The sequence below is a fragment of the Sinorhizobium fredii USDA 205 genome, from assembly GCF_001461695.1.
Classification (GTDB): Bacteria; Pseudomonadota; Alphaproteobacteria; order Rhizobiales; family Rhizobiaceae; genus Sinorhizobium; species Sinorhizobium fredii.
The window spans coordinates 235380-256254 of record NZ_AUTC01000146.1 but is presented as its reverse complement, the minus strand read 5'-3'; the positions used below and the strand labels follow the sequence as shown (position 1 = coordinate 256254).

Below are 20875 nucleotides of genomic sequence, written 5' to 3'. Positions count from 1 at the left end.
ATCACATGCTGAGCCGCGGCCGATAGGCCGCTGCATGCCCGTCGCCCGGCCAAAGCCAGGTCACCGCCTGGCGGCGGCGCGCGATCGTCAATTTCCCTGCGGTGAAGTACAGCAGGAAAGACCCGACATGGTACGGGTTCATGATGTCGATCTCGACGAAGGAACGAATGAAAAGGAGCATGGCGATGCCGAACAGCACCATCGCTTCCGCATCACGATCCTCGGACAGCAGCCGCTTCAACTGCCCGAAGACCGCGGTGAGCAGCAGCATCGTCAACAGGAAGAGGCCGACCAGTCCGGTTTCGACCGCGGCCTCGATATAGGTATTGTGAAAGTGGAAGCCGGAGCGGGCCGTGATGTAGAACTCTTCCCACAGGCGCTCCGCCTCGGAAAATCCCTGGACCCAATAGGCCTGGTAGCCGATGCCGAAGATAGGAGAAGCCTGCGCCGCTTCGATGCCTTGCTGCCACAGATAGGTGCGTCCGGTGAGAGTCGAATCCTTGCCGAATGCGCCGAGGACGAGATCGATGGCGCCGGCATAGATCAGCGCCACGGCGGCAACACTGCCGAACACCGCCACGCCGATAAAGAGCCCTTTTCGGCTCGCCGGCCTCAGCGCCGTGATCGCCCGCATGCCGACACAAATCCCCAGGATCGCGACCGTCGTCAGCACCGACGTGGCCGATTGGGACGCGAGCAGCGAATAGGCGGCGATCGCTCCGGAGCCCCCGGCGGCTGCCCGCCAGACGCCCCGTTCCCCAAGGACGAAGACCGCCATGAAGGCGAAGTAGATGCCGAGCGAGGCATAGAAGCCCAGCTGGTTCTTGGAAGCGAATGCGCCGACGAAACTGTATGTGCCGTCGAGCGCGTCGTAGTGGTGGACGCCGAAGAGCAGCGAATAGACGAGCACGATGGCAACGCCCGCAATGGCGCCGCGGGTGAGCGTGCGGATGTCGATCACCCGCATGGCAACGAGCGCGCAGACGATGTGGCTCAGATATTGGATGCCGGCACGCAGCGTCACGCCGGGCGCCGCCGACCAGAACATCGAAAGACAGGCAAGGATCACGAAGGCGAAGATCCAGACAAACCTGCCGTAGTTGCCGAGCACCTTGCGGTAATCGAAGAGAACGAGCGGCAGCCACAGGCCGTAGTAGAGCAGGACGGAAACCGGCCCGAAACGGGTCGAATAGGCGAAGACGAAGAGCGAAAGGGCAACGGCCGCGGTGCCGTAAAGCCCATTCGCGTCAGGATCTATGAGGCTCGCCTTGCGGATCTGCATGCATTCACCGCATCGCCACGGCGGCATTGACCTTGATCACGTCACCGGGAAGCACCGGTGTCGTTTCGGTCGCCGTAACCTCCGTCGACTTTCCATCCTGTTCGCGAATGATCGAATAGGTGATGTCTGCAGCCTGCTCGTCCAGCTGAGCCGCCTCGGCCGATTGCATGAGCGCCTCGGTCATCAGGTCCCGGCTGGTGCCGAGTTTCAGCGTCAGGGTGTCGAGTTCAGCCTCGGTGTTCTGCAGTTCCTGGGCGAGTTGGGCATCCCAATCGTTGCGCAGATTGGATTCGTCCTGTGTCGCCTTGCTGACGTCCTGCTTGGCCTTGAGCGAGTTCGTATCGATGTCGAGAAGCTGCGACTGCACGTCTGCAACCCGCTGCTCGAGCGAGAGCTTGCGCTGGCTCAGCGCCAGGCCCTTCTCGGCGAGGCTGTCGACCTTGTCACGGTCCTCCATGGCGAGCTCGAGCTGGCGCTGCTGCGTTTCGGCCTTCTTCGCCAGCGAATCGATCTCGCTTTGCAGCAGGGACTTGAGATCTGCCAGAGCGTCGAGCTGGCGTTCCTGCCGCTTGTCGCGCGACACCATCAGCGCCGTCTCGCTTTCGAGCAACTTGTCGACGCCGGGGGCGTTCTTGAGTTCCTCGGGCAGCGCAATCTTGTCATGCGCGCCGATTTCCGCCTGCAGGCGGGCACGGCGGATGAGCAGCCGGTTGCGCTCGGCAACCTGCACGGACGAATCGCCGCTTGCAGAGATATAGTCGCGGGCAAAGCGCTGGCCGCTCGGGCCCCGGCGCAGCCCGCCGCTCAGGCTGATTGCCTTGAGGACGGTCAGGTTGGGAGCGTAGGGGTACTCGCCGGGGGTCTCCACCTCGCCATAGAGATAGACCGGACGGTATTGCGCCATTTCGACCGAGGCTGACGGCCGGTCGCGCAGGCCGAAGAGCTTCTGCATCTTGATGCCGATCTCCTCGGCGACTTCCGTCGTCGTCCGGCCCGAGGCGGGCAGATCCCCGACGAAAGGCAGCGAGACGTTGCCAGAGGCCCCGACCGTGTATTCGCCGCCGACGGCCGACCAATCCCGGACCGCGCCCTCGGCGGTCTGCCATTCGGCAACGCGAACCCGCAATTTGTCCATGACGCCGAGACGATAGTCGTCCGCCCGGGCCACGGCGGCACCGGACACGACAAGCCCCGCGCAGAGTGCGACGCGGGCGAAATGGAGAAGCTTGCGGGAGCCGGCAGGCGCCCCTGGAATTCTGATCGATTGCATTTGGGATTTCCCGTTGCCTGACGTCGTCTACCGCGAGCGGACGCCAAGATTTCAGTAGCTGCCGCGGGAGAGGCAGACGGCGGGGATCGTCTTGAAGACGATGACGAGGTCGGCAAGGAGCGACCAGTTCTGGACATAGTGCGTATCGAAGGCCACCCGGGTGGCATAGGACACATCGTTGCGGCCGCTGATCTGCCAAAGGCCGGTCAGGCCGGGACGCGAGCGCAGATAGAACTCCGCGGCCGAATCGTAGAGCTCCAGTTCATCCTCCACCACTGGGCGCGGCCCAACGATGCTCATCTCACCGCGAATGATGTTGAGGAGCTGAGGCAGTTCATCAAGGCTGAGCTTGCGAAGGACGCTTCCGACGACGGTGACGCGCGGATCGTCTTGCAGCTTGCGGGTCGTGCGCCATTCTTCGTAGGCGGCAGGATTCGTCTTGAAGAATTCCTGCAGTACCCGATCGCCGTTTTCCATCATCGTGCGAAACTTGAGGCACTTGAAGGTCTGGCCGTTGTGGCCGATTCGGCGATGACCGTAAAAAATGCTGCCGCCATCCGAGAACTTAACCAGCGCCGTGATGAGCAGGAAAAGCGGACTGAGGGCGACGAGTGCCAGAATGGCGATGAGTATATCGAAGCTTCGCTTTGATATCCCGCCGATCGGCCGGATGGCACCGGTCTCCTGGGGGATAAAAAAAGCCGTACTGGCCGAGCGAGTCGCGGACTTCATAGAGTTGACTCCATTTACGTTGGCGATTGTCGGTCCCGTGGGACGGGGCGTCATCTAGCGCGAGTGTATGGTGAGAATTTGATTTTTGAAGGCGGAATGATGGCAACGCCAACGCGCACTGCCTCAAAGCGATTTCGCCGCCGTACCACGCGACACTATTACCAAATTTTAAGTATGCGAATTGGAGTTACCGTCTAAAATAGTTCCACCGCGGATAGCCATATTCAAACATCGGCGCCCGTTCATTATTTGCGATACCTAAAGTATTGTATTTGACGGATCAATTTTTCACTCGCCGAGACGAACGACGCCGCGGACAAAATTTGCCAAGCGGTAAAATCCTGGCGTTTTTTTGCATCGCATCATTTTGCTGCGCCGCACATATTCTCTCACGCTGCGCTTGGCGCTTGTAACAAAAGTTGATTGGGAAAAATCGTTCCGACCGAGACGGAAATCGTAGCAATCAGAACGAGTTCGCATTTTCCCCTGCAAATCTAGGGGCGCCGCCCGCGAGTCACCTTGACCAGCGAAATTCGCGCGAAAATAATTACTTAGAATCGCTGAACATATCTTGGATTGTATCGTTTAACGGGAAACCTCTTCGAATTTATCCGTCTACCTAAAGATGACGGAAAGCTTTTGAGGGTAGGACTGTAGCGACAAAGTTGCATTTTGCAGGTTGAAGAGACAAGCGACCGCTAATATAGTCGGAAAGGGAGCGAGGTCTGGAATTCGATGACGGGTCCACGAGAAAATCGGAGAGCGAGGTAGGCGATGTTCGCACCACGCTTCGTCGTGAGCATGTTCGGCGCGCTGGCGGCGTTTGCCATCGCCACCTATTTCCTGACCGGATCGATCGCCTCGACTGCCCTTCAGACGCTGCTTTGCGCCGTTCTGATACAGGTCGGATATTTTGTCGCCGTGCTTTACCTGGTGTGGAAGGAAGCGCGTGACCGCCGAAAGTCATCCCCTGGCAATCTGCCGGCCGAATCGACGAATGACGAACAGGGCAGAAAACTTTCTCTGCGCCGGCTCAATCGCCCTCCCCGCTTCAATTCCTGACCGAGTGACTCTCGGCCTCCTTTCGCACCTGCGGAAAAATCTTGCCCTTTGACGCGTTTGCGACATGATCGCGATGCAAATTCCCGCGTGCCCGCTCCAGCGCCCTGCGTCCTTCTAGGCCCATTAGGTCGCTGTAGCACCTCGAACGCTGCATGTCTTTGTCCTCCGAACGGTTCCGATCGAAGGCAAGCTGCGGCAGGACCCGCGCAACAAGACGCATCCGCTGACCCCGCTGGAGGCCCCCATGACCGCAGCCGCGCCGACGAATGTCTGCATTATCATTGCCGCCAAGAATGCCGCCGATACGATTCCCAGAGCCATCGCCTCGGCGCTCGGGGAACCGGAAGTCGCGGAAGTCGTCGTCATCGACGACGGCTCGACCGATGATACCGCAGCCGTAGCGCGTGCCGCCGCCGACGGCAGCGGGCGTTTGAATGTCGTCCGCTTCGAAGAGAACCGCGGTCCCGCCGCAGCCCGCAACCATGCGATTGCCGTTTCGAAATCCCCGCTTCTTGGCATACTGGATGCGGACGACTTCTTCTTTCCGGGGCGGATGGGCCAATTGCTTGCACAGGACGATTGGGATTTCATCGCCGACAACATCGCCTTCATCGATGCCGGGCAGGCAACAGGCGCGGCACGGAAGATCCAGCGCTTCGCGCCCAGTCCCCGCCTCCTCGACCTCGTCGGCTTTGTTGAAGGCAATATTTCGCGACGCGGCGTGCGGCGTGGTGAGATCGGCTTCCTGAAGCCGCTGATGCGGCGCTCGTTCCTCGACCAATTCGACCTTCGCTATCGTGAGACGTTGCGCCTCGGCGAGGACTTCGACCTCTATGCCAGGGCGCTCGCGCGTGGCGCGCGCTACAAGGTCATCCATAGCTGCGGCTATGCGGCGGTGGTGCGGGGCGATTCCTTGAGCGGCAGCCACCGAACGATCGACTTGCGGCGTCTCTACGAGGCCGATCGCGCCATCCTCGCCGAAGCCCGCCTGAGCGGCGAAGCCGCCGCGGTGTTGCGGCGGCACGAACGCCATATTCGCGGCCGCTACGAGTTGCGGCATTTCCTGGACCTCAAGCGCAGCGAAGGGATCGCCAGCGCCTTCGCCTATGCCCTGGCGCATCCCGGCGCCCTGCCGGCAATCGTCGGCGGAATCATCGGCGACAAGACCGAGCAGTTCCGGCGTTCCCGGTCAGCCGCTCCGGTGGCGCTCGGCGGAACGGGCGACATACGCTACCTGCTCGACGCATTTGCGTTGGAACGAGCCGAGTAGGCGCGACTGCTGAAGCGGGACGGTGCCGCTCCGCCGCCGACCGGTTGAACCTTGTTGCGCGTCGCCGGCAGCAGGAACGCTTTTCTTCGCGCGGCGTTACCCCGGCATGGTCAACAACTACCGGGATATCGAAATGAAAGGCATCGTTCTCTGGCTGATGGGTGTCCCCCTGATCGTCATCATCCTGCTCTACATGTTCGTCTTCTGATCGCAAATCCTTGGATCCTTTGACGAATGCGACTGAAGGGGTCGACGACCGCTTCAGTCGCAATTGCCAATATCCACCGGTCTCGAGGCCTCCCCCTAGCATTTGAAGGATGCGAACCGCGCCCGCCGTGAGTTAGGCTCACCCGGAACAGTGGGCTGGATGGACGCGCATGATCGGCAGTCGGATTGCCGCGATGACTCTCACCGCAAGACCCTGCCGGCCGCAAGCACGAGGGCGCTCGCCGTGGTTTCCGACGAGGACGGCGGCGGTGACGCTTGTTCTGCTGGCCACGGCGGCCGCCGCCGCGCAGACGGGCCCGATCATCGGCGACGCCTTCGTGGTCGATGGCGACACCATTGAAATCGCAGGCGAACGCATCCAACTTTCCGGGGTGGATGCACCGGAAGACTGGCAGTTCTGCCTCGACCAAACCGGTGCAGACTATCAGTGCGGAAAGGAATCGTCGCTGGCCCTGGACGCATTTCTGTCAGCATCCCGCCCCACACGCTGCGAATTCTCGAGCCGCGACCGCTACGGTCGCTATGTCGGCACATGCTTCCGAGCGGACGGGAAAGACGTCAACCGGTGGATGGTTGAATCCGGCTACGCAATAAACCGTGATAATCCCAACAGGGGACTGTACGCCGCCGCACAGGAAGTGGCACGATCGATTGGGGCCGGAATGTGGCGGGGGCACCGCAGAGCAGAACGCACCGGTGCCGTGGTGGAGGAGTAAGCGAGGATTTCCCTCGCAGGTGGCAAGTGAGAGTCAATGGTTATCGAGTTCTGGATTTTTTGCGCCATCGCGACTGCGCTCGTCGCTGCGGTCAGAGGCGGGCACAGTCTACTTTGGCTGCTGATCGGTTGCGTGCTGGGCCCGATAGGCCTGCTGTTCGCAATCCTGAAGCCTTCGCTGAAATCAAAGGAGCCGATCGTTGCGGCCGAGCGTCAGGCCGAGCTTGACGACCTGAAGAAGCCTTTTCGGGAAAGCGCTCCCGACATCATCTCGACCAAGCCCAAGGGCGAGTAGCCAAGCTCGATTTGCAGGCAACGGTGCGTCTCCCAACAGCGTCGTAGCACTTGGAACCGCTGCTCGCAAAAAACCCGCCGCTTGCGCGGCGGGCTTGCTTTGGTACTGAAAGCACTAAAGTATGGATATACTATTGTCGTAGGCGCAGCAATTTTCCAGTAACATTTTAGGGGCATTCTAACGTGGATCGCACCCTTGGGCGCACCGCAGACGGGCCTTGGTGAGCCGAAGTGGCACCCCGCCTCCGGCTCGGCATTCAGTCAGGAATGCGAATCGATTTACATTGAGCGGCAGCGCCAACCAGCAAAGCCCCGCCTCATCCTTGCCGCATTTCCCCTCGCAGCCACCCAGACATCGGATCCACGCCGAAAAAATCGGGTGCGTTGAGGAAAATTCACAACCTCTTCACACAACTCGTAATTGCCCCCAAATTTTGCGGGGCACAGTTTTCGCAACATGCGAGGAAACAGGGATTTATCCTGAATGGGTGCCTCAGGCAGATCCGGGCCTGTTCGCAAAAACTTCGCCGCTTGGGTGCAGTGCAGCATGACTTCCATCACTTTTCTGCTGCACTGCCATATTTTCTCTTTGCAAATGCCCTAGTTTGTTCGGTGTGAGCTTAATTCCGCTCCGTTGAAACGGCGCTTAGAGGCGCCGCCCGATAGGAGTAACCGATATCGTGACTATGGGCGCTTATGTCTCGACGCGGATAAACCTCGTGCGCGCTGTGCTGCTTCGAGGTGCCGCGTTGCTGCGCGGCCATCACAACCCTCAGTCGAGCTTTACTCGGACCTCCATGACCCCCCGGACCGAATGCAGCAAAGGCAGCAAGACAATGAAATCCGACCGCTATGGGCGCCTTTGGTGCCTCGCCCTTGTCACCGCACTTCCCCTCACCTGCAGCGTCAGCAATGCCACGGCGCAGGAGGGAGCCAACGGCGCTTCGTTCCTGGATGACTTCGACAAGCTGGACAGCAAGACCTGGTTTGTCTCGGATGGCTGGGACAACGGAGCTCACCAGAACTGCACCTGGTCGAAGAAGCAGGTGAAGATCGTCGACGGAATTCTCGAACTGGGCTTCGAAGAGCGCAAGGAAGGCAAACGCAATTTCGCCTGCGGCGAGATCCAGACCCGCAAGCGCTTCGGCTACGGCACCTACGAGGCGAGAATCAAGGCGGCCGACGGTTCGGGCCTGAACTCGGCCTTCTTCACCTATATCGGCCCGAGCGACAAGAAGCCGCATGACGAGATCGATTTCGAGGTGCTCGGCAAGAACACCGCGAAAGTTCAGATCAATCAGTATGTGTCGGCGAAGGGTGGCAATGAATTCCTCGCCGACGTGCCGGGCGGCGCCAACCAGGGCTTCAACGACTACGCCTTCGTCTGGGAGAAGGACCGGCTCCGCTACTACATCAATGGCGAGTTGGTTCACGAAGTCACCGATCCCGCCAATATCCCGGTGAACGCGCAAAAGATCTTCTTCAGCCTGTGGGGAACGGACACCCTCAGCGATTGGATGGGCACCTTCTCCTACAAGGAGCCGACAAGGCTCCAGGTCGATCGCGTCGCCTTCACCGCGCCTGGCGACAAGTGCCAGTTCGCCGAGTCGGTCGCCTGCCGGCTGGACTGACGACATTCTGAGCAAATGACCATTTAGTGAGCAATCGCAACAACTTGTTGCGCTGCACAAAAAATCGAACTAAGCTCGGCCCGGGCTGAGCAGGGAAACGGATGTTTTCATGCTGCAGATACTCTATTTGGCACAGGACCTTGCCGATCCCGCCGTGCGGCGCAGGACGCTCACGCTGGTTGCCGGCGGCGCCCATGTCACGCTGGCAGGCTTCCGCCGCGGTGGAAATCCGCTCGCGGCTGTAGGCGGTGTCGAGGCGATCGAACTCGGGACGACGGCGGACGGCCGCTTCGCACAGCGGCTCGGCGCGGTCGCGGCCGCCTGCCTGTCGCTGAAGAGCCGGCTCGGGCAGGTTCGAAAGCCCGATCTCATCATCGCCCGCAATCTCGAAATGCTGGCCGTCGCCCAACGCGCCGTCACTCTCTTCGGCGGCGACGTTCCGATGGTCTACGAGTGTCTCGACATTCACCGGCTGATGCTGCGCAAGGATCTCGTCGGTCGTAGCTTGCGCGCCGCGGAGGCCCGCCTCGGCCGCGACGCGCGCTCACTGATCACCAGTTCGCCAGCTTTCATCGAACACTACTTCCGCCCCCTTTCGGGCATCGAGGCGCCGCCGATGCTGCTCGAGAACAAAGTGCTTGAAATCGACGGAAGCACGCTACCGGGGGATGCGCCCGCCCGATATCCGCCGCCCGGCGTACCCTGGAAGATCGGTTGGTTCGGAGCGCTGCGCTGCCGCAAGTCGCTCAGCCTTCTCGCCGACTTTTCCCGCAGGATGGAGGGTCGCTTCGAGGTCATTCTGCGCGGCCGGCCGGCCTACTCGGAATTCAAGGATTTCGACGGCTTCGTGCAGAACGAGCCGTTCATGCGGTTTGGCGGTGCCTATCGCAATCCGGAGGACCTCGCCGCGATCTACGGCGACGTCCACTTCACCTGGGCGATCGACTTCTTCGAGGAAGGCCAGAACTCGTCCTGGCTGCTGCCCAACCGGCTCTACGAAGGGTGCCGGCAGGCCCGCATACCGATCGCCATGAAAGGCACGGAGACGGCGCGCTTTCTCGCCGTGCGCGGCATCGGCCTGGTGCTCGACGATGCCGACGCCGACAGTCTTGCCGCGCTCCTGGGCTCGATGACGCCGGACCTCTTTGCCGAAGCGGCCGATCGCATCGGCCGCTGTCATCCGGCCACCTGGGTCTTTGACCGCTCCGATTGCGAGACACTGGTGCGGCGGCTGGCAACGCTCACCCACGACGCGCCACAGACGATCATCCCGGCCGCTGCCCTTGCGGAAGCCCGTCACAACGAAAGTGGATTGCTATGACCGCGGTCAGTCCGGCGTCGCCATCGACCCTCATCGTCATACCCTGCCTCAATGAAGCGCTGCATATCGAGGCGCTCATCGAGAAGCTGCGCCCCTCGCTCGACGTCCTCGAGGCGAAGGTCGTCATCGCCGACGGCGGCAGCACCGATGGCACGCGCGACATCGCTCGGCGCCTTTGCGAAGAGGACCCGCGCGTCCTTTTCCTCGACAATCCAAAGCGAATCCAGAGCGCCGCCGTCAACCGGGCGGTCGCCGAGCTCGGTCCGGGCTTCGACTACCTGATCCGCATCGATGCGCATGCGACCTACCCGGACGACTATTGCGAACGTCTCGTGGAGGAGGCGCTCGCAACCGGAGCCGACTCGGTGGTCGTCGCCATGCAAACCGAAGGGTTCAGCACCTTCCAGAAGGCGACGGCCTACGCGCAGAACTCCAAGCTCGGCAATGGCGGTTCCAAGCACCGGACGGGTGCCGCAGGGCACTGGGCCGAGCACGGCCATCATGCCCTGATGCGCATTGCCGCCTTCGCAGCGGTCGGGGGTTATGACGAGACCTTCAGTCACAACGAGGATGCCGAACTGGATTATCGCCTTGGTAGGGCCGGCTACCGCATCTGGATGACCGACAGGACCAGCATGGTCTACTACCCGCGCACCAGGATCGTACCGCTTTTCAAGCAATATTTCGGCTATGGCCGCGGCCGCGCGAAGAACATCCTAAAGCACCGCGCCATGCCCGGCCTCCGGCAGATGCTGCCGCTTGGCGTCGCGCCCGTCGCGTTCGGCGCGCTTCTCGCCATCATCAACTGGGCGGCAATCATCCCCTTCGGCGTCTGGGCGGCGGCATGCCTCGGCTACGGCGTCTGGATGGCGGTCAGTGAGCGCAATCCATATGGGCCGCTCGCAGCGGTCTCGGCCATGGTAATGCACCTCGCCTGGTCGGCCGGCTTCTGGCGGGAACTTCTCGATTTCCGGCGTCGGGTGCCGCAATGAGCGCGACCTTTCAGATCGACATTGGCGTCTGCACCTTCCGGCGCCCCGAACTCGCCGCAACGCTCCGGTCGCTTGCGGCGGCGACCATCCCCGCCAGGGCGACGCTGCGCCTCATCGTTGCCGACAACGATGCCACGCCGAGCGCCAGGGCGCTCGTCGAGGAACTCCGGCCGGAGATGCCTTTCGAGGTCACCTATGTCCATTGCCCCGCTTCGAATATCTCGATCGCCCGCAATGCCTGTCTCGACAACAGCACCGGCGACCTGCTCGCCTTCATCGACGACGACGAGACCGCCTCGCGCGATTGGCTGGTGCGCCTCCTGGAAGAGGCGCAGGCGACCGGCGCGGACGCAATCCTCGGCCCGGTCCGGGCCCACTACGCGCCGTCGGCGCCCGCCTGGATGCGCCGCGGCGACTTCCACTCGACGTTTCCGGTCTGGGTCAGGGGCGAAATCCGCACCGGCTATACCTGCAACGCCCTGCTCCGGCTCAAGGCCCCGTCGCTCCATAGCCGCCGCTTCAAGCTCGCGCTCGGCAAAAGCGGAGGCGAGGACACCGACTTCTTTACCGGCATGCACCAGGCAGGCGGAACGATCGCCTTTGCGCAGGACGCCTGGGTGCATGAGCCGGTGCCGGAAAGTCGGGCATCGATTGGCTGGCTTGCCAAGCGCCGCTTCCGTTCCGGCCAGACCCACGGCCGGCTGCTGACAGAAAAGGCGAGCGGTCCGGGGTACCCCCTGAGCCTTGCGCTGGCGACCTCCAAGGTGACCTTCTGTGCAGTCGCAACGATCCTCCTCCTACCCTCAGCTGTCCGCCGAAATCGCTATGCCCTGCGCGCCGCACTGCATGCCGGCGTGATCAGCGGCCTTCTCGGACACAAGGAGCTCGAGCAATACGGAGCAGCCGAGTTGACCTCCCAATGACCGCCCTTAACGATCCTATGAACTCGCCCGCGAACGAGCCCGATGTCACCTTCGTAGTCGCCGCCTACAATGCTGCCGATACGATTACCCGTGCGGTCGGCAGTGCCCTTGCCCAGGAGGGCGTCACGGTCGAGGTGGTCGTTGTCGACGACTGCTCCTCGGATGCGACGGCCGCTCTTGTCACGGCTATCGACGACCCGAGGGTCCGGCTCATTGCGCTTGAGCGCAATCGCGGTCCGGGCGGGGCCCGCAATGCCGGCTTCGAGGCGGCGCGCGGCCGCTGGATCGCCGTTCTCGATTCGGACGACACGGTGCGCCCCGGACGGCTGGCGCGGATGACTGGGCGTGCCGAAGCGGCCGGAGCGCAGATCGTCGTCGACAATCTCGACGTGCTGTCGCTCGACGGAAGCAATGTCCGGATGTTCGAAGACGCCGAACTCGAGGCGCTGCCCGCACTGACCCTGCCGGCCTTCATCGAGTCGAATGTGATTTTCCGCTCCGAGCACAATTATGGCTATATGAAGCCAGTGTTCGAGCGCCGCTTCCTCGCCGAACATGGCCTTTCCTTCGACGAGTCGCTGAGGATCGGCGAGGACTACATCCTGCTCGCATCCGCGCTTGCCTGTGGCGGCCGCTGCGCCGTCGAGCCCTCCGCCGGCTACACCTATCATATCCGCGAGGGCTCGATCTCGCGCGTGCTGAAGCTCGAACACATTGACGCGATGATGGCGGCCGACGCGGCGTTCCTGTGCCAACACATTCTCGATCCGCTGTCGCGAAGGATGCAACGCAAACGGGCGCGTGGGTTCCGTCAGGCGCGCTCTTTTCTCCTTCTCGTCGAGCAATTGAAATCGAGATCGTTGGCTGGAGCGCTGAGGACCGCGCTCGCCGACCCCTTTGCGCTTCGGCATCTCAGGATGCCGATCGCCGCGCGATTGCGCCGCCTGGCGGCGCGGGCGCCGCAACCCGCCCCGATCACGGTGGCGGCTGAACGATCCCCGCTGGGCAATGATCCTCACACAAGCAAAGGATAACAAAATGGACCGCATCAGGACCGTCAGGAAAGCAGTGATCCCGGTCGCAGGAAACGGGACGAGGTTCCTTCCTGCGACAAAGGCCGTGCCGAAAGAAATGTTGACGATCGTCGATCGGCCCGTCGTCCAATACGCCGTCGATGAGGCACGTCAGGCCGGCATCGAGCACATCGTCTTCGTCACCAGCCGCAACAAGCAGGTGATCGAGGACCATTTCGACGACACGCCCGAACTCATCTCGTCGCTGTCGCGCTCCGGCAAGAATGCGCAGATCTCTGAACTCGAGGCCATGCTGCCGAAGGCCGGCTCGGTCAGCTTCACGCGCCAGCAGGCGCCGCTCGGCCTCGGCCACGCGGTGTGGTGCGCGCGCGAGCTGATCGGCGACGAGCCCTTCGCGCTGCTGCTGCCGGACATGGTCTCCTATGGCGCACGCGGCTGCATGGCCGGGCTCATGGACCTCTACCGCGAGGTCGGCGGCAATGTTGTCGCGGTCGAGCAATGCGCCCCCGAGGAGGCTTCGAAATACGGCATCGTCGGCAAGGGCGACACGGTTCGGCACGGCTTCTCGGTGACGCAGATGGTCGAGAAGCCGCCGGCGGGCCAGGCGCCATCCAACTTTTATCTCAACGGCCGCTATATCCTGCAGCCGGAGATCTTTTCCATTCTCGCGCACCAGGCACGCGGTGCCGGCAACGAGATCCAGCTCACCGACGGCATGCTGAACCTTTCGGCGGACCAGCCCTTCCATGCCCATCCCTATGAAGGCCGTACCTTCGATTGCGGCTCGAAGCAGGGCTTCATCGAGGCCAATGTCGCCTTTGCGCTCGCCCGCGCGGATATCGGCGACATCGTTTTCGAATCGGTTCGCGAGATCGTCCTGTCTCACGAAAGCCGCATCCGGGCGGCATAAGCGCGAAACCACCGGCCGCCCGATAGGGCGGCCGGGACTACGGCGCCGCGCGTCTTACGAAACGCGCAAAGTCGCTGTAGCACTTTGAAATACTGCATGTTTTCAATGAGCATGCAGGAGGACCGGAGAACAAGATGAACAGAACGGCCCCCATGAAACAGAGAAGTGTACCCTTGAGCATCGTGCCCCGCGAAGAGCAGTCTGACGGCTTTATCGATCTCGATCGTCTGCTGGCCGTCGTCGTCCGCCGGGCAAGGCTCGTTGCGGCTTTCGTGGTGCTCTTCATTCTGCTTGGGGCCGCCTATCTGCTGTTCGCGACACCCTTCTACACGTCTCTGACGCAGATCCTCCTCGACGACAACCTGTCGAAATATGCCGAGGAAGAGCCGGTGCCGACGAACAGCCAGATGCTCGATACGCAGATCGCCAGTGCGGTCGAGATCCTGAAGTCAGGGGAACTGGCGCTGCGCGTCGTCGACAAGCTCAACCTTTCCGAGAACGACACGCTCGTCAATCCCCCGCGTTCCCCGGTCGCCGTCCTCAAGGACTGGCTGAGGACGGCAACCGGCCTCTTTTCCGGTGGGCCGGGCGTCTCCGAGGAAGCGGCGCGCAATGGCCGCCGCCTGAAGGCTGCCGCCCTCCTGCAGCAGTCGCTCTATGTGGAACGCGTTGGCCGCAGTTCGGTGATTGCACTCTCCTACCGCGCGAGCGATCAGCAGCTTGCTGCAACGGTCGTCAGAACCTATGCCGACTCCTATCTGACGGACCAGCTGAATGCGAACTTCGAAGCGACGGAGCGGGCATCGGTCTGGCTGCAGGAGCGGCTCGACGATCTACGGCAGCGCTCGCAGGCAGCCGCCCTCGAGGTCGAACAATTCCGCAGCGAGAGCGGCCTGACGGCCGCGCGCGGCGAACTGATGTCCGAACAACAACTCTCCGACCTCAACAGCCAGCTGATCGTCGCCCAGGCGGACTCGGCCAGTGCCTCGGCCCGCTACGAACAGTTCAAGTCGATCATCGATCAAGGGCAGGAAGCCGGCGTCAACAACGCCACCATCTCTCCCAAGGAGGGCGACAATTCGGTGATCCGGGACCTCCGCACCCGCTATCTCGCCATCGGCAAGCGCGAGCAGGAGGTGGCCCAAAACTTCGGCGAGGACCACCCGCAGGCGGTCTCGCTCCGGGCCGAGAAGGATGACATCGGGCGGCAGATCTACCAGGAACTGCAGCAATTGACGGCAAGCTACAAGAACGAGTTCGAAGTCGCGCGCTCGCGCGAGGCGTCGCTGCGCAAGAGCATCGAGGGAATCGCCGGCAAGAATTCGGAATCCAGCAAGTCGCTCGTCCAGTTGCGGGTTCTCGAGCAGAAGTCGGCGGCGCTAAAGACGCTCTACGAATCCTATCTCGGCCGCTACGAACAGGCGACGCAGCAGCAGTCCTTCCCGATCGCCAAGGCGCGCGTCATTTCCGAGGCCGGCGTTCCGACGGCGCCATCGAGCCCCAAGAAGACCATGACGCTGGCACTTTCGGCCGTGCTCGGCCTGATGGTCGGCGGCGCCTATGCCGCATTCCTCGAATTCCGCGAAAGGACCTTCCGGCTTGAAGGTGACGTGCGCTCCGTGCTCGGCCACCGCTCGCTCGGCTATGTTCCGCTGATCGGCACACGGACGAAGAAAACGACAGAGCTCGTGCGCGCCCGCTTCGGATCGGATCGGCAACCACACGATCCGTCGCACGACGCCACGCCGTTCCAACGCCTGTCGCGCGTCGTGCTCGACGCACCGCGCTCCGCCTTCGCGGAAACGTTCCGGAATGCCAAGCTCGCCTGCGATCACATGCTGCCCGGTAACGAGAGTCGCGTCATCGCGATCGTCTCCGCTCTTCCGGACGAGGGCAAGTCGATCGTCGCTGCAAACTTCGCGGCGTTGCTCGCCTCCAGCGGCAAGCGGACCCTGCTGATCGACGCCGACATCCGCAAGCCGGGGCTCACCCAGATGATCACCCCTGCGCCGCGCACGGGGTTGGTCGAGACGCTGACGGGCGAGGCGACCTGGCCCGCCGGTATCAAGGTGGACCAGCGCACGAAGCTGGCGATCCTGCCGGCCGGCGGTGGAGCGTCGGATCGCAGGCACCAGAGCAACGAACTGCTCGCCTCACCGGCGATGGCGGGACTGATCGAGAATGCCCGCAATTCCTTCGACTACGTCGTGGTCGATCTTGCCGCGCTTGCTCCGGTCGTCGATGCGAAGGCCTTCGCGCCGCTCGCCGACGGCGTCCTCTTCGTCGCGGAATGGGGCCGGACGCCCTCGAGGCTCGTTCGCGACCTCCTCAATTCCGAGCCGCAGATCGATGCCAAGGTCCTCGGCGTGATCCTCAACAAGACCGACATGGACGAACTCGAAAAATACAGCGACTTCGGCGGCGCAGAGAAGTATCGCCACCGCTACGGCAAGTACTATATCGAGGAAGGCGTCACGAACCGGCACACCGCCGCCTGACCGGCGTCCAGGCGGCCGCCGAATGTCGGTCGCCTGCACTACAGCGACGTGCGTCTTATCAGACGCACAAAGGTCGCTGTAGCACTTTGAATTGCTGCATGTTTCTATCCCTAGATCGGCTGCGATCTAGGGATAGAAACATGCAGCAGACTGCCTCAGCGCGACCACCACCCGTGAAAATGGTGTACGGGTCCCCGCCCCTCACCCACCTTGAGCCTGTCGGCGGCGGAGATCGCCGCGTGCAGATAGGCCTTCGCGGCGCCCGCCGCCTCGGCGAGCGACTGCCCCTTGGCAACACCGGCGGCGATCGCCGCCGAAAGCGTACAGCCGGTGCCGTGATCGTTGCGCGTCTCGACGCGCTTTGCGGGGAACCGGACGAGCCGATCGCCATCAAAGAACAGATCGGTGGCGTCGCTGCCCTGCAGGTGTCCTCCCTTGATCAACACGGAGCGCGCGCCCGCCCTCATCAGCGCCTCGGCCTGGCGGGCCATCTCGGCTTCATCCTCGGCGATCGGCCGACCGGTAAGAAGTGCTGCCTCCGGCAGATTGGGTGTGACGACGATCGCCAGAGGCAGAAGCTCGCGCGTGAGCGCGGCCATGGCATCCGGCTGCAGCAACGCATCGCCGGATGTCGCGACCATGACCGGATCGACGACCGCTTGCCTGTCGAAGCGGCGCAAGCCTTCGGCGATGGCGATGATCGTTTCCCGCCGCGAGACCATGCCGATCTTGACCGCCTTCACGTCGAGATCGGAAAAGACCGCATCGATCTGCGCGGCAACGATCTCTGGTGAGACGTCCTCGACTGCGGTGACGCCCTTCGTGTTCTGCGCCGTAATCGCCGTCACGACGCTGGCGCCGTAGACGCCAAGGGCCGAAAAGGTCTTCAGATCGGCCTGGATACCGGCCCCGCCGCCTGAATCCGATCCGGCAATCGTCAGTGCAATCGGCGGGAAGGAAGGAAGAGGCGGCATTGGTCGATCTCCTGACGAAAAATCACGGAGACCCAGGTGACGGCGAAGACGTGGTGAGGGCAGCCTCGTTCCGTTCCTACGCCGGCATGACCCGGATCAGGTTCAAGGGTCCGGCTCACCGCCGTCTCAGCGCCGCTCGGCGCTCCCCTCGGAATGGCGGCATTCTATGCGGCAGCGGTCGGTCTGTGTCAACGCGCGATTCTCGCGGCAGAAGACTAACATCTTGTCAGAGAAGAATTTTCTCCGAACCGGCAGGAACACGCCGCGGCTATTTCGCTTGACGACGCCGATCGCGCGTTTCCTCCTCGAAAACTCCGTTGATTGCGCTATTCTTGGGCCATTCCTGCCGACCCGAAAGGAGCAAGCCATGAGCCTCCGCATCAACGAAACCGCCCCCGATTTCACCGCCGAAACGACGCACGGCCCGATCAACTTCCATGAATGGATCGGCGATGGCTGGGCAGTTCTCTTCTCCCATCCGAAGAATTTCACGCCCGTCTGCACCACCGAACTCGGCGCCATGGCCGGCGTCGAAGGTGATTTCCGCAAGCGCGGCGTCAAGATCATCGGCATTTCGGTCGATCCCGTCGACAGCCACGCCAAATGGAAGAACGACATCAAGGTCGCGACCGGTTTCGATGTCGAATATCCGCTGATCGGCGACCGTGATCTGAAGGTGGCCAAGCTCTACGACATGCTGCCGGCCGGCGCCGGCGAAACGTCCGAGGGCCGCACCCCGGCCGACAACGCCACGGTGCGTTCGGTTTATGTCATCGGCCCGGACAAGAAGATCAAGCTGATCCTCACCTATCCGATGACCACCGGCCGCAACTTCAACGAGATTCTGCGCGCCATCGATTCCATCCAGCTCACCGCCAAGCATCAGGTCGCAACGCCGGCAAACTGGAAACAGGGCGAGGACGTCATCATCACGGCGGCCGTATCGAACGAGGACGCCATCCAGCGTTTCGGCTCCTTCGATACCGTCCTTCCCTATCTCAGGAAGACCAAGCAGCCGACCGCCTGAGGCGGCTGGCGCTCGGTCGCGTCATGAACTGCTGATCGCGAAAGGCTCGTTTCAGCCTTTCGCGACTTCCGTGATCCGACATCATCCGCTGTCGGCTCGCGCAGCCGTGGTATCAATTCGTTTTCACGGCGCTGACGATCTCCGCCAGAACGCCATGCAGGGCGTCGCGGTATCCGCTGCGCGCGGAGGGGCCGGTCTCCTCGGAGGTCATGACGACGGTGAGCTTCAGCGACGGGATGATGTAGAGCATCTGGCCTCCGTAGCCCCAGGCGAAATGGACGGTCTCGCCGCCGATCTGCCGGGCGAACCAACCATAGCCGTAGGCGTCACCGGAAAAGTAGGAATTCGTGTGCGGCTGCCACGAAAGATCGATCCAATCCGCCGGTACGATCTGCCGTCCGTCCGCCGTCCGGCCACCCTCGCGGTATAGTTCTCCGAAGGCGAGCAGCGATCTCGCGCTCATCGCCATCTGGTTGCCGCCGAGATAGATGCCTTGCGGATCGCGTTCCCAGGCACCGATCCTGAACCCCTGAAGCGGGCCGAGCCAATCACGCGCCAGAGCGAGCGTCGACTTGCCGCCAACCTTGGTCAGGATCGCCGAAAGCAGGTGGGTGGACGCCGTCGAATAGAGCATCCGGCCGCCCGGCTCGTCGGCGAAAGGCTGTGCGAGGGCGAAGCGAACCCAATTGCGGCTCGATACCCAACGGCCGTAGTTCGGCCCCGACAAACGGCCAAGTCCGGCCTGCATCGAAAGCAGGTTGCCTATGGTGATGTCGTTGATCCGCGGATCCGCGGACGACGGCAGGTCCTCCTTCAAAAGCGGCGCAATCTTCTGCTCAGGGCCGTCGAGAAGGCCCTTGTCGATCGCGATTCCGACGAGCGCCGATATGACCGATTTCGATGCGGATTTGATATTGGTCGATTCGCCTGGCGAGTGGCCGCGATATCCCTTTTCGGCGATCGTCTCACCGTGGCGCGCGACGATGACGGTTTTCAAAGGCTTCAGATCGTTCCGATCGGCAAGCTCCGTCAGTAGTTCGCGAACGACGGAGAACTGCTCGGCCACGGCGGGCGAAAAGGACAACAAAAGTGCCAGGACGATGGCCATCAACCGGATCATGCCTTCGACCTAGTGCGAACAGGCGGCGAAGTCACCCCTTGCGGCGGGGAGCTCACGACGAAGTGAATCCGGATCTCTCCCAGCGGCCGCCGCCCTTCGCGCTACCGGTTCCAAGGGAAGCGAGCGCGATTACCGCACGTTGAGGCGCCCGGCCGGGCCTTGGGCTATCACAGTTCCGAACCGACGGCTCTGACGGGCAAGCGTTTCGCCTATCCACGCGAGGTCCCGGCCGGAGGGATAGACAAGGCTGAAGCGATGAGCCCTGAGCGGCACGATCTCCAGAGCCGAAAGATCGCCATTTGTCCTGTTGATATCGACGACGTACATCAGGCGCAGATCGCCCCTGAACTCCGCATAGCCGGAAATGCCCTCATAGTCGTTGATGAAATCGCCGCAGCCGTAGAGGATCAGGCGGTTCCGGTAGACTTCGATCGCCTTCGGGTGATGCGAGGAGTGTCCGTGGACGATCGAGACATCCGCTTCGTCGATGAGCGCATGGGCGAATTCTCGCTGGGCGGCAGGGACGCGATGGCCCCAGTTCGGGCCCCAGTGAACCGATACGACCGAGACGTCCCGCGGCCGTTTGCTGTCGCGGATATTCTCGACGAGGCCGGCTGTGCAAAGCCGGTCGAGAGACGGCAGAAAATTCACGCCTGCCCTGCCCCGTCTGGCCGCCCAGCCTGGAGGCACTCCGCTCGTCGGGGTCGCGAGCCCGAACAACAGCACGCGCTGCCCGGCACCGGTATCGAAGGCCGCATGCTTGCTGGCCTCGTCGACGTCGCGTCCGGCGCCCGCTGTCGCGATCCGCAGGCGATCCAGCGTTGCCAGCGTGTCGAACAGGCCGGCGACCCCCCAGTCCAAGACGTGGTTGTTGGCGAGCACGCAACAGTCGACGCCAAATGCAGCGAGGCAGGAGGCGTTTTCCGGGCTCATCCGATAGTTGATGCCTTTGGGAGCGTGGTCGTTGCTGCGGGTGATGGCCGTCTCGAGATTGATGACGCGGAGGTCGGGCTGGACGCGATCGCATTCGTCGCGCGCCACGCCCCAGACATGGGCCGGGTCCATCGGCACAGGAATCGGACCGTTTGCCTTCTCCGCCAGACGGAAATAGTCCCGCGCCGAGCGGACATAGTCCTCGTACAATATCGGATCGCACGGAGCGGCCAGGACCTGATCGATGCCCCGACCGGTCATGACGTCGCCGCACAGGAACAGGCGGATCGTGCCCTCCCTTGGGCTTGCATCGGAGAAACGTTCGCTGGTCGCGCTCATGCTGGCCGGCCCCACTGCTCGCCATTCTACGGAGCCCGTACCAGCAAGGAAAGGCACGGCCGCGCGCAAGACGGTCGAGGGAACATCAGCCGCCCCAAACGCAAGCGCGGCGTCATACACAGTTTGTAGACTGCAAATATCCTGTTTGAAAGCTGGACGCCCGAAGCATTACCGCAATTTAACTGTTCTTGCTGAAGGCGCTGGCGATAGTGTTCGAGTGATTGGAGCCACCATAGCCTCGCAGGACGCGCTGCCTTTTCCAGCGGCAGCCTGCCATCAATTGCGTAGACATCGGAGGCAACCCCAGTTCTGAAGGAATA

Annotated in this window: 18 protein-coding genes and 1 riboswitch; of the genes, 12 read left to right on the top strand and 6 right to left on the bottom strand. The window is 62.5% G+C overall.

Annotation, left to right across the window (positions count from 1 at the left end):
* Position 1: 1 nt before the first annotated feature.
* From N181_RS19515 to exoY, 3 genes are read right to left on the bottom strand one after another with little or no spacing between them, the layout of a single operon-like run.
* Positions 2 to 1282 (bottom strand): O-antigen ligase family protein, encoded by a 1281-nt coding sequence (locus N181_RS19515; protein ID WP_060563725.1) that lies wholly within the window; start codon positions 1280 to 1282, stop codon positions 2 to 4.
* Between the two features lie 4 nt (positions 1283 to 1286).
* Positions 1287 to 2552, bottom strand: a complete 1266-nt coding sequence (locus N181_RS19510; RefSeq protein WP_037428791.1) for a polysaccharide biosynthesis/export family protein — start codon at positions 2550 to 2552, stop codon at positions 1287 to 1289.
* Between the two features lie 51 nt (positions 2553 to 2603).
* The gene (gene exoY / locus N181_RS19505) at positions 2604 to 3284 is read right to left on the bottom strand and encodes an exopolysaccharide production protein ExoY (RefSeq protein WP_014331507.1); all 681 of its coding nucleotides are present in this window, start codon (positions 3282 to 3284) and stop codon (positions 2604 to 2606) included.
* Between the two features lie 774 nt (positions 3285 to 4058).
* On the opposite strand from exoY, the gene exoX reads away from it, so the two are divergent.
* From exoX to N181_RS19445, 11 genes are all read left to right on the top strand, one after another.
* Positions 4059 to 4346 (top strand): exopolysaccharide production repressor ExoX, encoded by a 288-nt coding sequence (exoX, locus tag N181_RS19500; protein WP_037428788.1) that lies wholly within the window; start codon positions 4059 to 4061, stop codon positions 4344 to 4346.
* Between the two features lie 244 nt (positions 4347 to 4590).
* Positions 4591 to 5616, top strand: coding sequence for a glycosyltransferase family 2 protein (locus tag N181_RS19495; protein ID WP_037428787.1), 1026 nt, complete (start codon positions 4591 to 4593; stop codon positions 5614 to 5616).
* Positions 5617 to 6092: 476 nt separating this feature from the next.
* Positions 6093 to 6560 carry a thermonuclease family protein gene (locus N181_RS19485; RefSeq protein WP_037428832.1) on the top strand — a complete coding sequence of 156 codons (468 nt, stop codon included), beginning with the start codon at positions 6093 to 6095 and terminating at the stop codon, positions 6558 to 6560.
* 36 nt (positions 6561 to 6596) lie between these two features.
* Positions 6597 to 6854: a hypothetical protein gene (locus N181_RS19480; RefSeq protein ID WP_037393307.1), complete on the top strand. Its 258-nt coding sequence runs from the start codon at positions 6597 to 6599 to the stop codon at positions 6852 to 6854.
* An 835-nt stretch (positions 6855 to 7689) separates the two neighbouring features.
* Positions 7690 to 8484, top strand: coding sequence for an endo-1,3-1,4-beta-glycanase ExoK (gene exoK, locus N181_RS19475; protein WP_060563723.1), 795 nt, complete (start codon positions 7690 to 7692; stop codon positions 8482 to 8484).
* A 109-nt stretch (positions 8485 to 8593) separates the two neighbouring features.
* A complete protein-coding gene (locus tag N181_RS19470; protein ID WP_037434862.1) occupies positions 8594 to 9805 on the top strand; it encodes a glycosyltransferase family protein in 1212 nt (403 codons plus the stop codon).
* The gene (locus N181_RS19465) at positions 9802 to 10797 is read left to right on the top strand and encodes a glycosyltransferase family 2 protein (RefSeq protein WP_037434864.1); all 996 of its coding nucleotides are present in this window, start codon (positions 9802 to 9804) and stop codon (positions 10795 to 10797) included. The genes N181_RS19470 and N181_RS19465 overlap by 4 nt, the downstream gene beginning before the upstream one ends.
* Positions 10794 to 11720: a glycosyltransferase family 2 protein gene (locus N181_RS19460; protein ID WP_037428762.1), complete on the top strand. Its 927-nt coding sequence runs from the start codon at positions 10794 to 10796 to the stop codon at positions 11718 to 11720. Before N181_RS19465 ends, N181_RS19460 begins: the two co-directional genes overlap by 4 nt.
* The gene (locus N181_RS19455; RefSeq protein ID WP_080579006.1) at positions 11717 to 12754 is read left to right on the top strand and encodes a glycosyltransferase family 2 protein; all 1038 of its coding nucleotides are present in this window, start codon (positions 11717 to 11719) and stop codon (positions 12752 to 12754) included. Before N181_RS19460 ends, N181_RS19455 begins: the two co-directional genes overlap by 4 nt.
* Positions 12755 to 12758: 4 nt before the next feature.
* A complete protein-coding gene (locus N181_RS19450) occupies positions 12759 to 13664 on the top strand; it encodes a UTP--glucose-1-phosphate uridylyltransferase (RefSeq protein WP_037428759.1) in 906 nt (301 codons plus the stop codon).
* A 134-nt stretch (positions 13665 to 13798) separates the two neighbouring features.
* Positions 13799 to 16162, top strand: coding sequence for a polysaccharide biosynthesis tyrosine autokinase (locus tag N181_RS19445; protein ID WP_037393325.1), 2364 nt, complete (start codon positions 13799 to 13801; stop codon positions 16160 to 16162).
* Between the two features lie 155 nt (positions 16163 to 16317).
* On the opposite strand, the gene thiD is transcribed toward N181_RS19445, so the two are convergent.
* Positions 16318 to 17136, bottom strand: coding sequence for a bifunctional hydroxymethylpyrimidine kinase/phosphomethylpyrimidine kinase (gene thiD, locus N181_RS19440; protein ID WP_060563721.1), 819 nt, complete (start codon positions 17134 to 17136; stop codon positions 16318 to 16320).
* A gap of 56 nt (positions 17137 to 17192) precedes the next feature.
* Positions 17193 to 17295, bottom strand: a riboswitch (TPP riboswitch).
* A 208-nt stretch (positions 17296 to 17503) separates the two neighbouring features.
* Here thiD and N181_RS19435 point away from each other — a divergent pair.
* Positions 17504 to 18163 carry a peroxiredoxin gene (locus N181_RS19435; protein ID WP_060563764.1) on the top strand — a complete coding sequence of 220 codons (660 nt, stop codon included), beginning with the start codon at positions 17504 to 17506 and terminating at the stop codon, positions 18161 to 18163.
* A 112-nt stretch (positions 18164 to 18275) separates the two neighbouring features.
* Here N181_RS19435 and N181_RS19430 read toward each other — a convergent pair whose 3' ends face one another.
* Complete coding sequence (locus N181_RS19430) at positions 18276 to 19283, bottom strand: serine hydrolase domain-containing protein (RefSeq protein ID WP_060563720.1); 1008 nt, start codon at positions 19281 to 19283, stop codon at positions 18276 to 18278.
* Between the two features lie 129 nt (positions 19284 to 19412).
* Positions 19413 to 20555: a CapA family protein gene (locus tag N181_RS19425; RefSeq protein WP_060563718.1), complete on the bottom strand. Its 1143-nt coding sequence runs from the start codon at positions 20553 to 20555 to the stop codon at positions 19413 to 19415.
* Between the last annotated feature and the right edge of the window lie 320 nt (positions 20556 to 20875).

Bases quoted from the DNA above. Each gene is read 5' to 3' on its own strand.
- exoX (WP_037428788.1), top strand. From the start codon at position 4,059: ATGTTCGCACCACGCTTCGTCGTGAGCATGTTCGGCGCGCTGGCGGCG.
- N181_RS19470 (WP_037434862.1), top strand. From the start codon at position 8,594: ATGCTGCAGATACTCTATTTGGCACAGGACCTTGCCGATCCCGCCGTG.
- N181_RS19435 (WP_060563764.1), top strand. From the start codon at position 17,504: ATGAGCCTCCGCATCAACGAAACCGCCCCCGATTTCACCGCCGAAACG.
- N181_RS19445 (WP_037393325.1), top strand. From the start codon at position 13,799: ATGAACAGAACGGCCCCCATGAAACAGAGAAGTGTACCCTTGAGCATC.
- N181_RS19510 (WP_037428791.1), bottom strand. From the start codon at position 2,552: ATGCAATCGATCAGAATTCCAGGGGCGCCTGCCGGCTCCCGCAAGCTT.
- N181_RS19495 (WP_037428787.1), top strand. From the start codon at position 4,591: ATGACCGCAGCCGCGCCGACGAATGTCTGCATTATCATTGCCGCCAAG.
- N181_RS19480 (WP_037393307.1), top strand. From the start codon at position 6,597: ATGGTTATCGAGTTCTGGATTTTTTGCGCCATCGCGACTGCGCTCGTC.
- N181_RS19465 (WP_037434864.1), top strand. From the start codon at position 9,802: ATGACCGCGGTCAGTCCGGCGTCGCCATCGACCCTCATCGTCATACCC.
- N181_RS19425 (WP_060563718.1), bottom strand. From the start codon at position 20,555: ATGAGCGCGACCAGCGAACGTTTCTCCGATGCAAGCCCAAGGGAGGGC.
- N181_RS19450 (WP_037428759.1), top strand. From the start codon at position 12,759: ATGGACCGCATCAGGACCGTCAGGAAAGCAGTGATCCCGGTCGCAGGA.
- N181_RS19460 (WP_037428762.1), top strand. From the start codon at position 10,794: ATGAGCGCGACCTTTCAGATCGACATTGGCGTCTGCACCTTCCGGCGC.
- N181_RS19515 (WP_060563725.1), bottom strand. From the start codon at position 1,282: ATGCAGATCCGCAAGGCGAGCCTCATAGATCCTGACGCGAATGGGCTT.
- N181_RS19430 (WP_060563720.1), bottom strand. From the start codon at position 19,283: ATGATCCGGTTGATGGCCATCGTCCTGGCACTTTTGTTGTCCTTTTCG.
- N181_RS19455 (WP_080579006.1), top strand. From the start codon at position 11,717: ATGACCGCCCTTAACGATCCTATGAACTCGCCCGCGAACGAGCCCGAT.
- thiD (WP_060563721.1), bottom strand. From the start codon at position 17,136: ATGCCGCCTCTTCCTTCCTTCCCGCCGATTGCACTGACGATTGCCGGA.
- exoK (WP_060563723.1), top strand. From the start codon at position 7,690: ATGAAATCCGACCGCTATGGGCGCCTTTGGTGCCTCGCCCTTGTCACC.
- exoY (WP_014331507.1), bottom strand. From the start codon at position 3,284: ATGAAGTCCGCGACTCGCTCGGCCAGTACGGCTTTTTTTATCCCCCAG.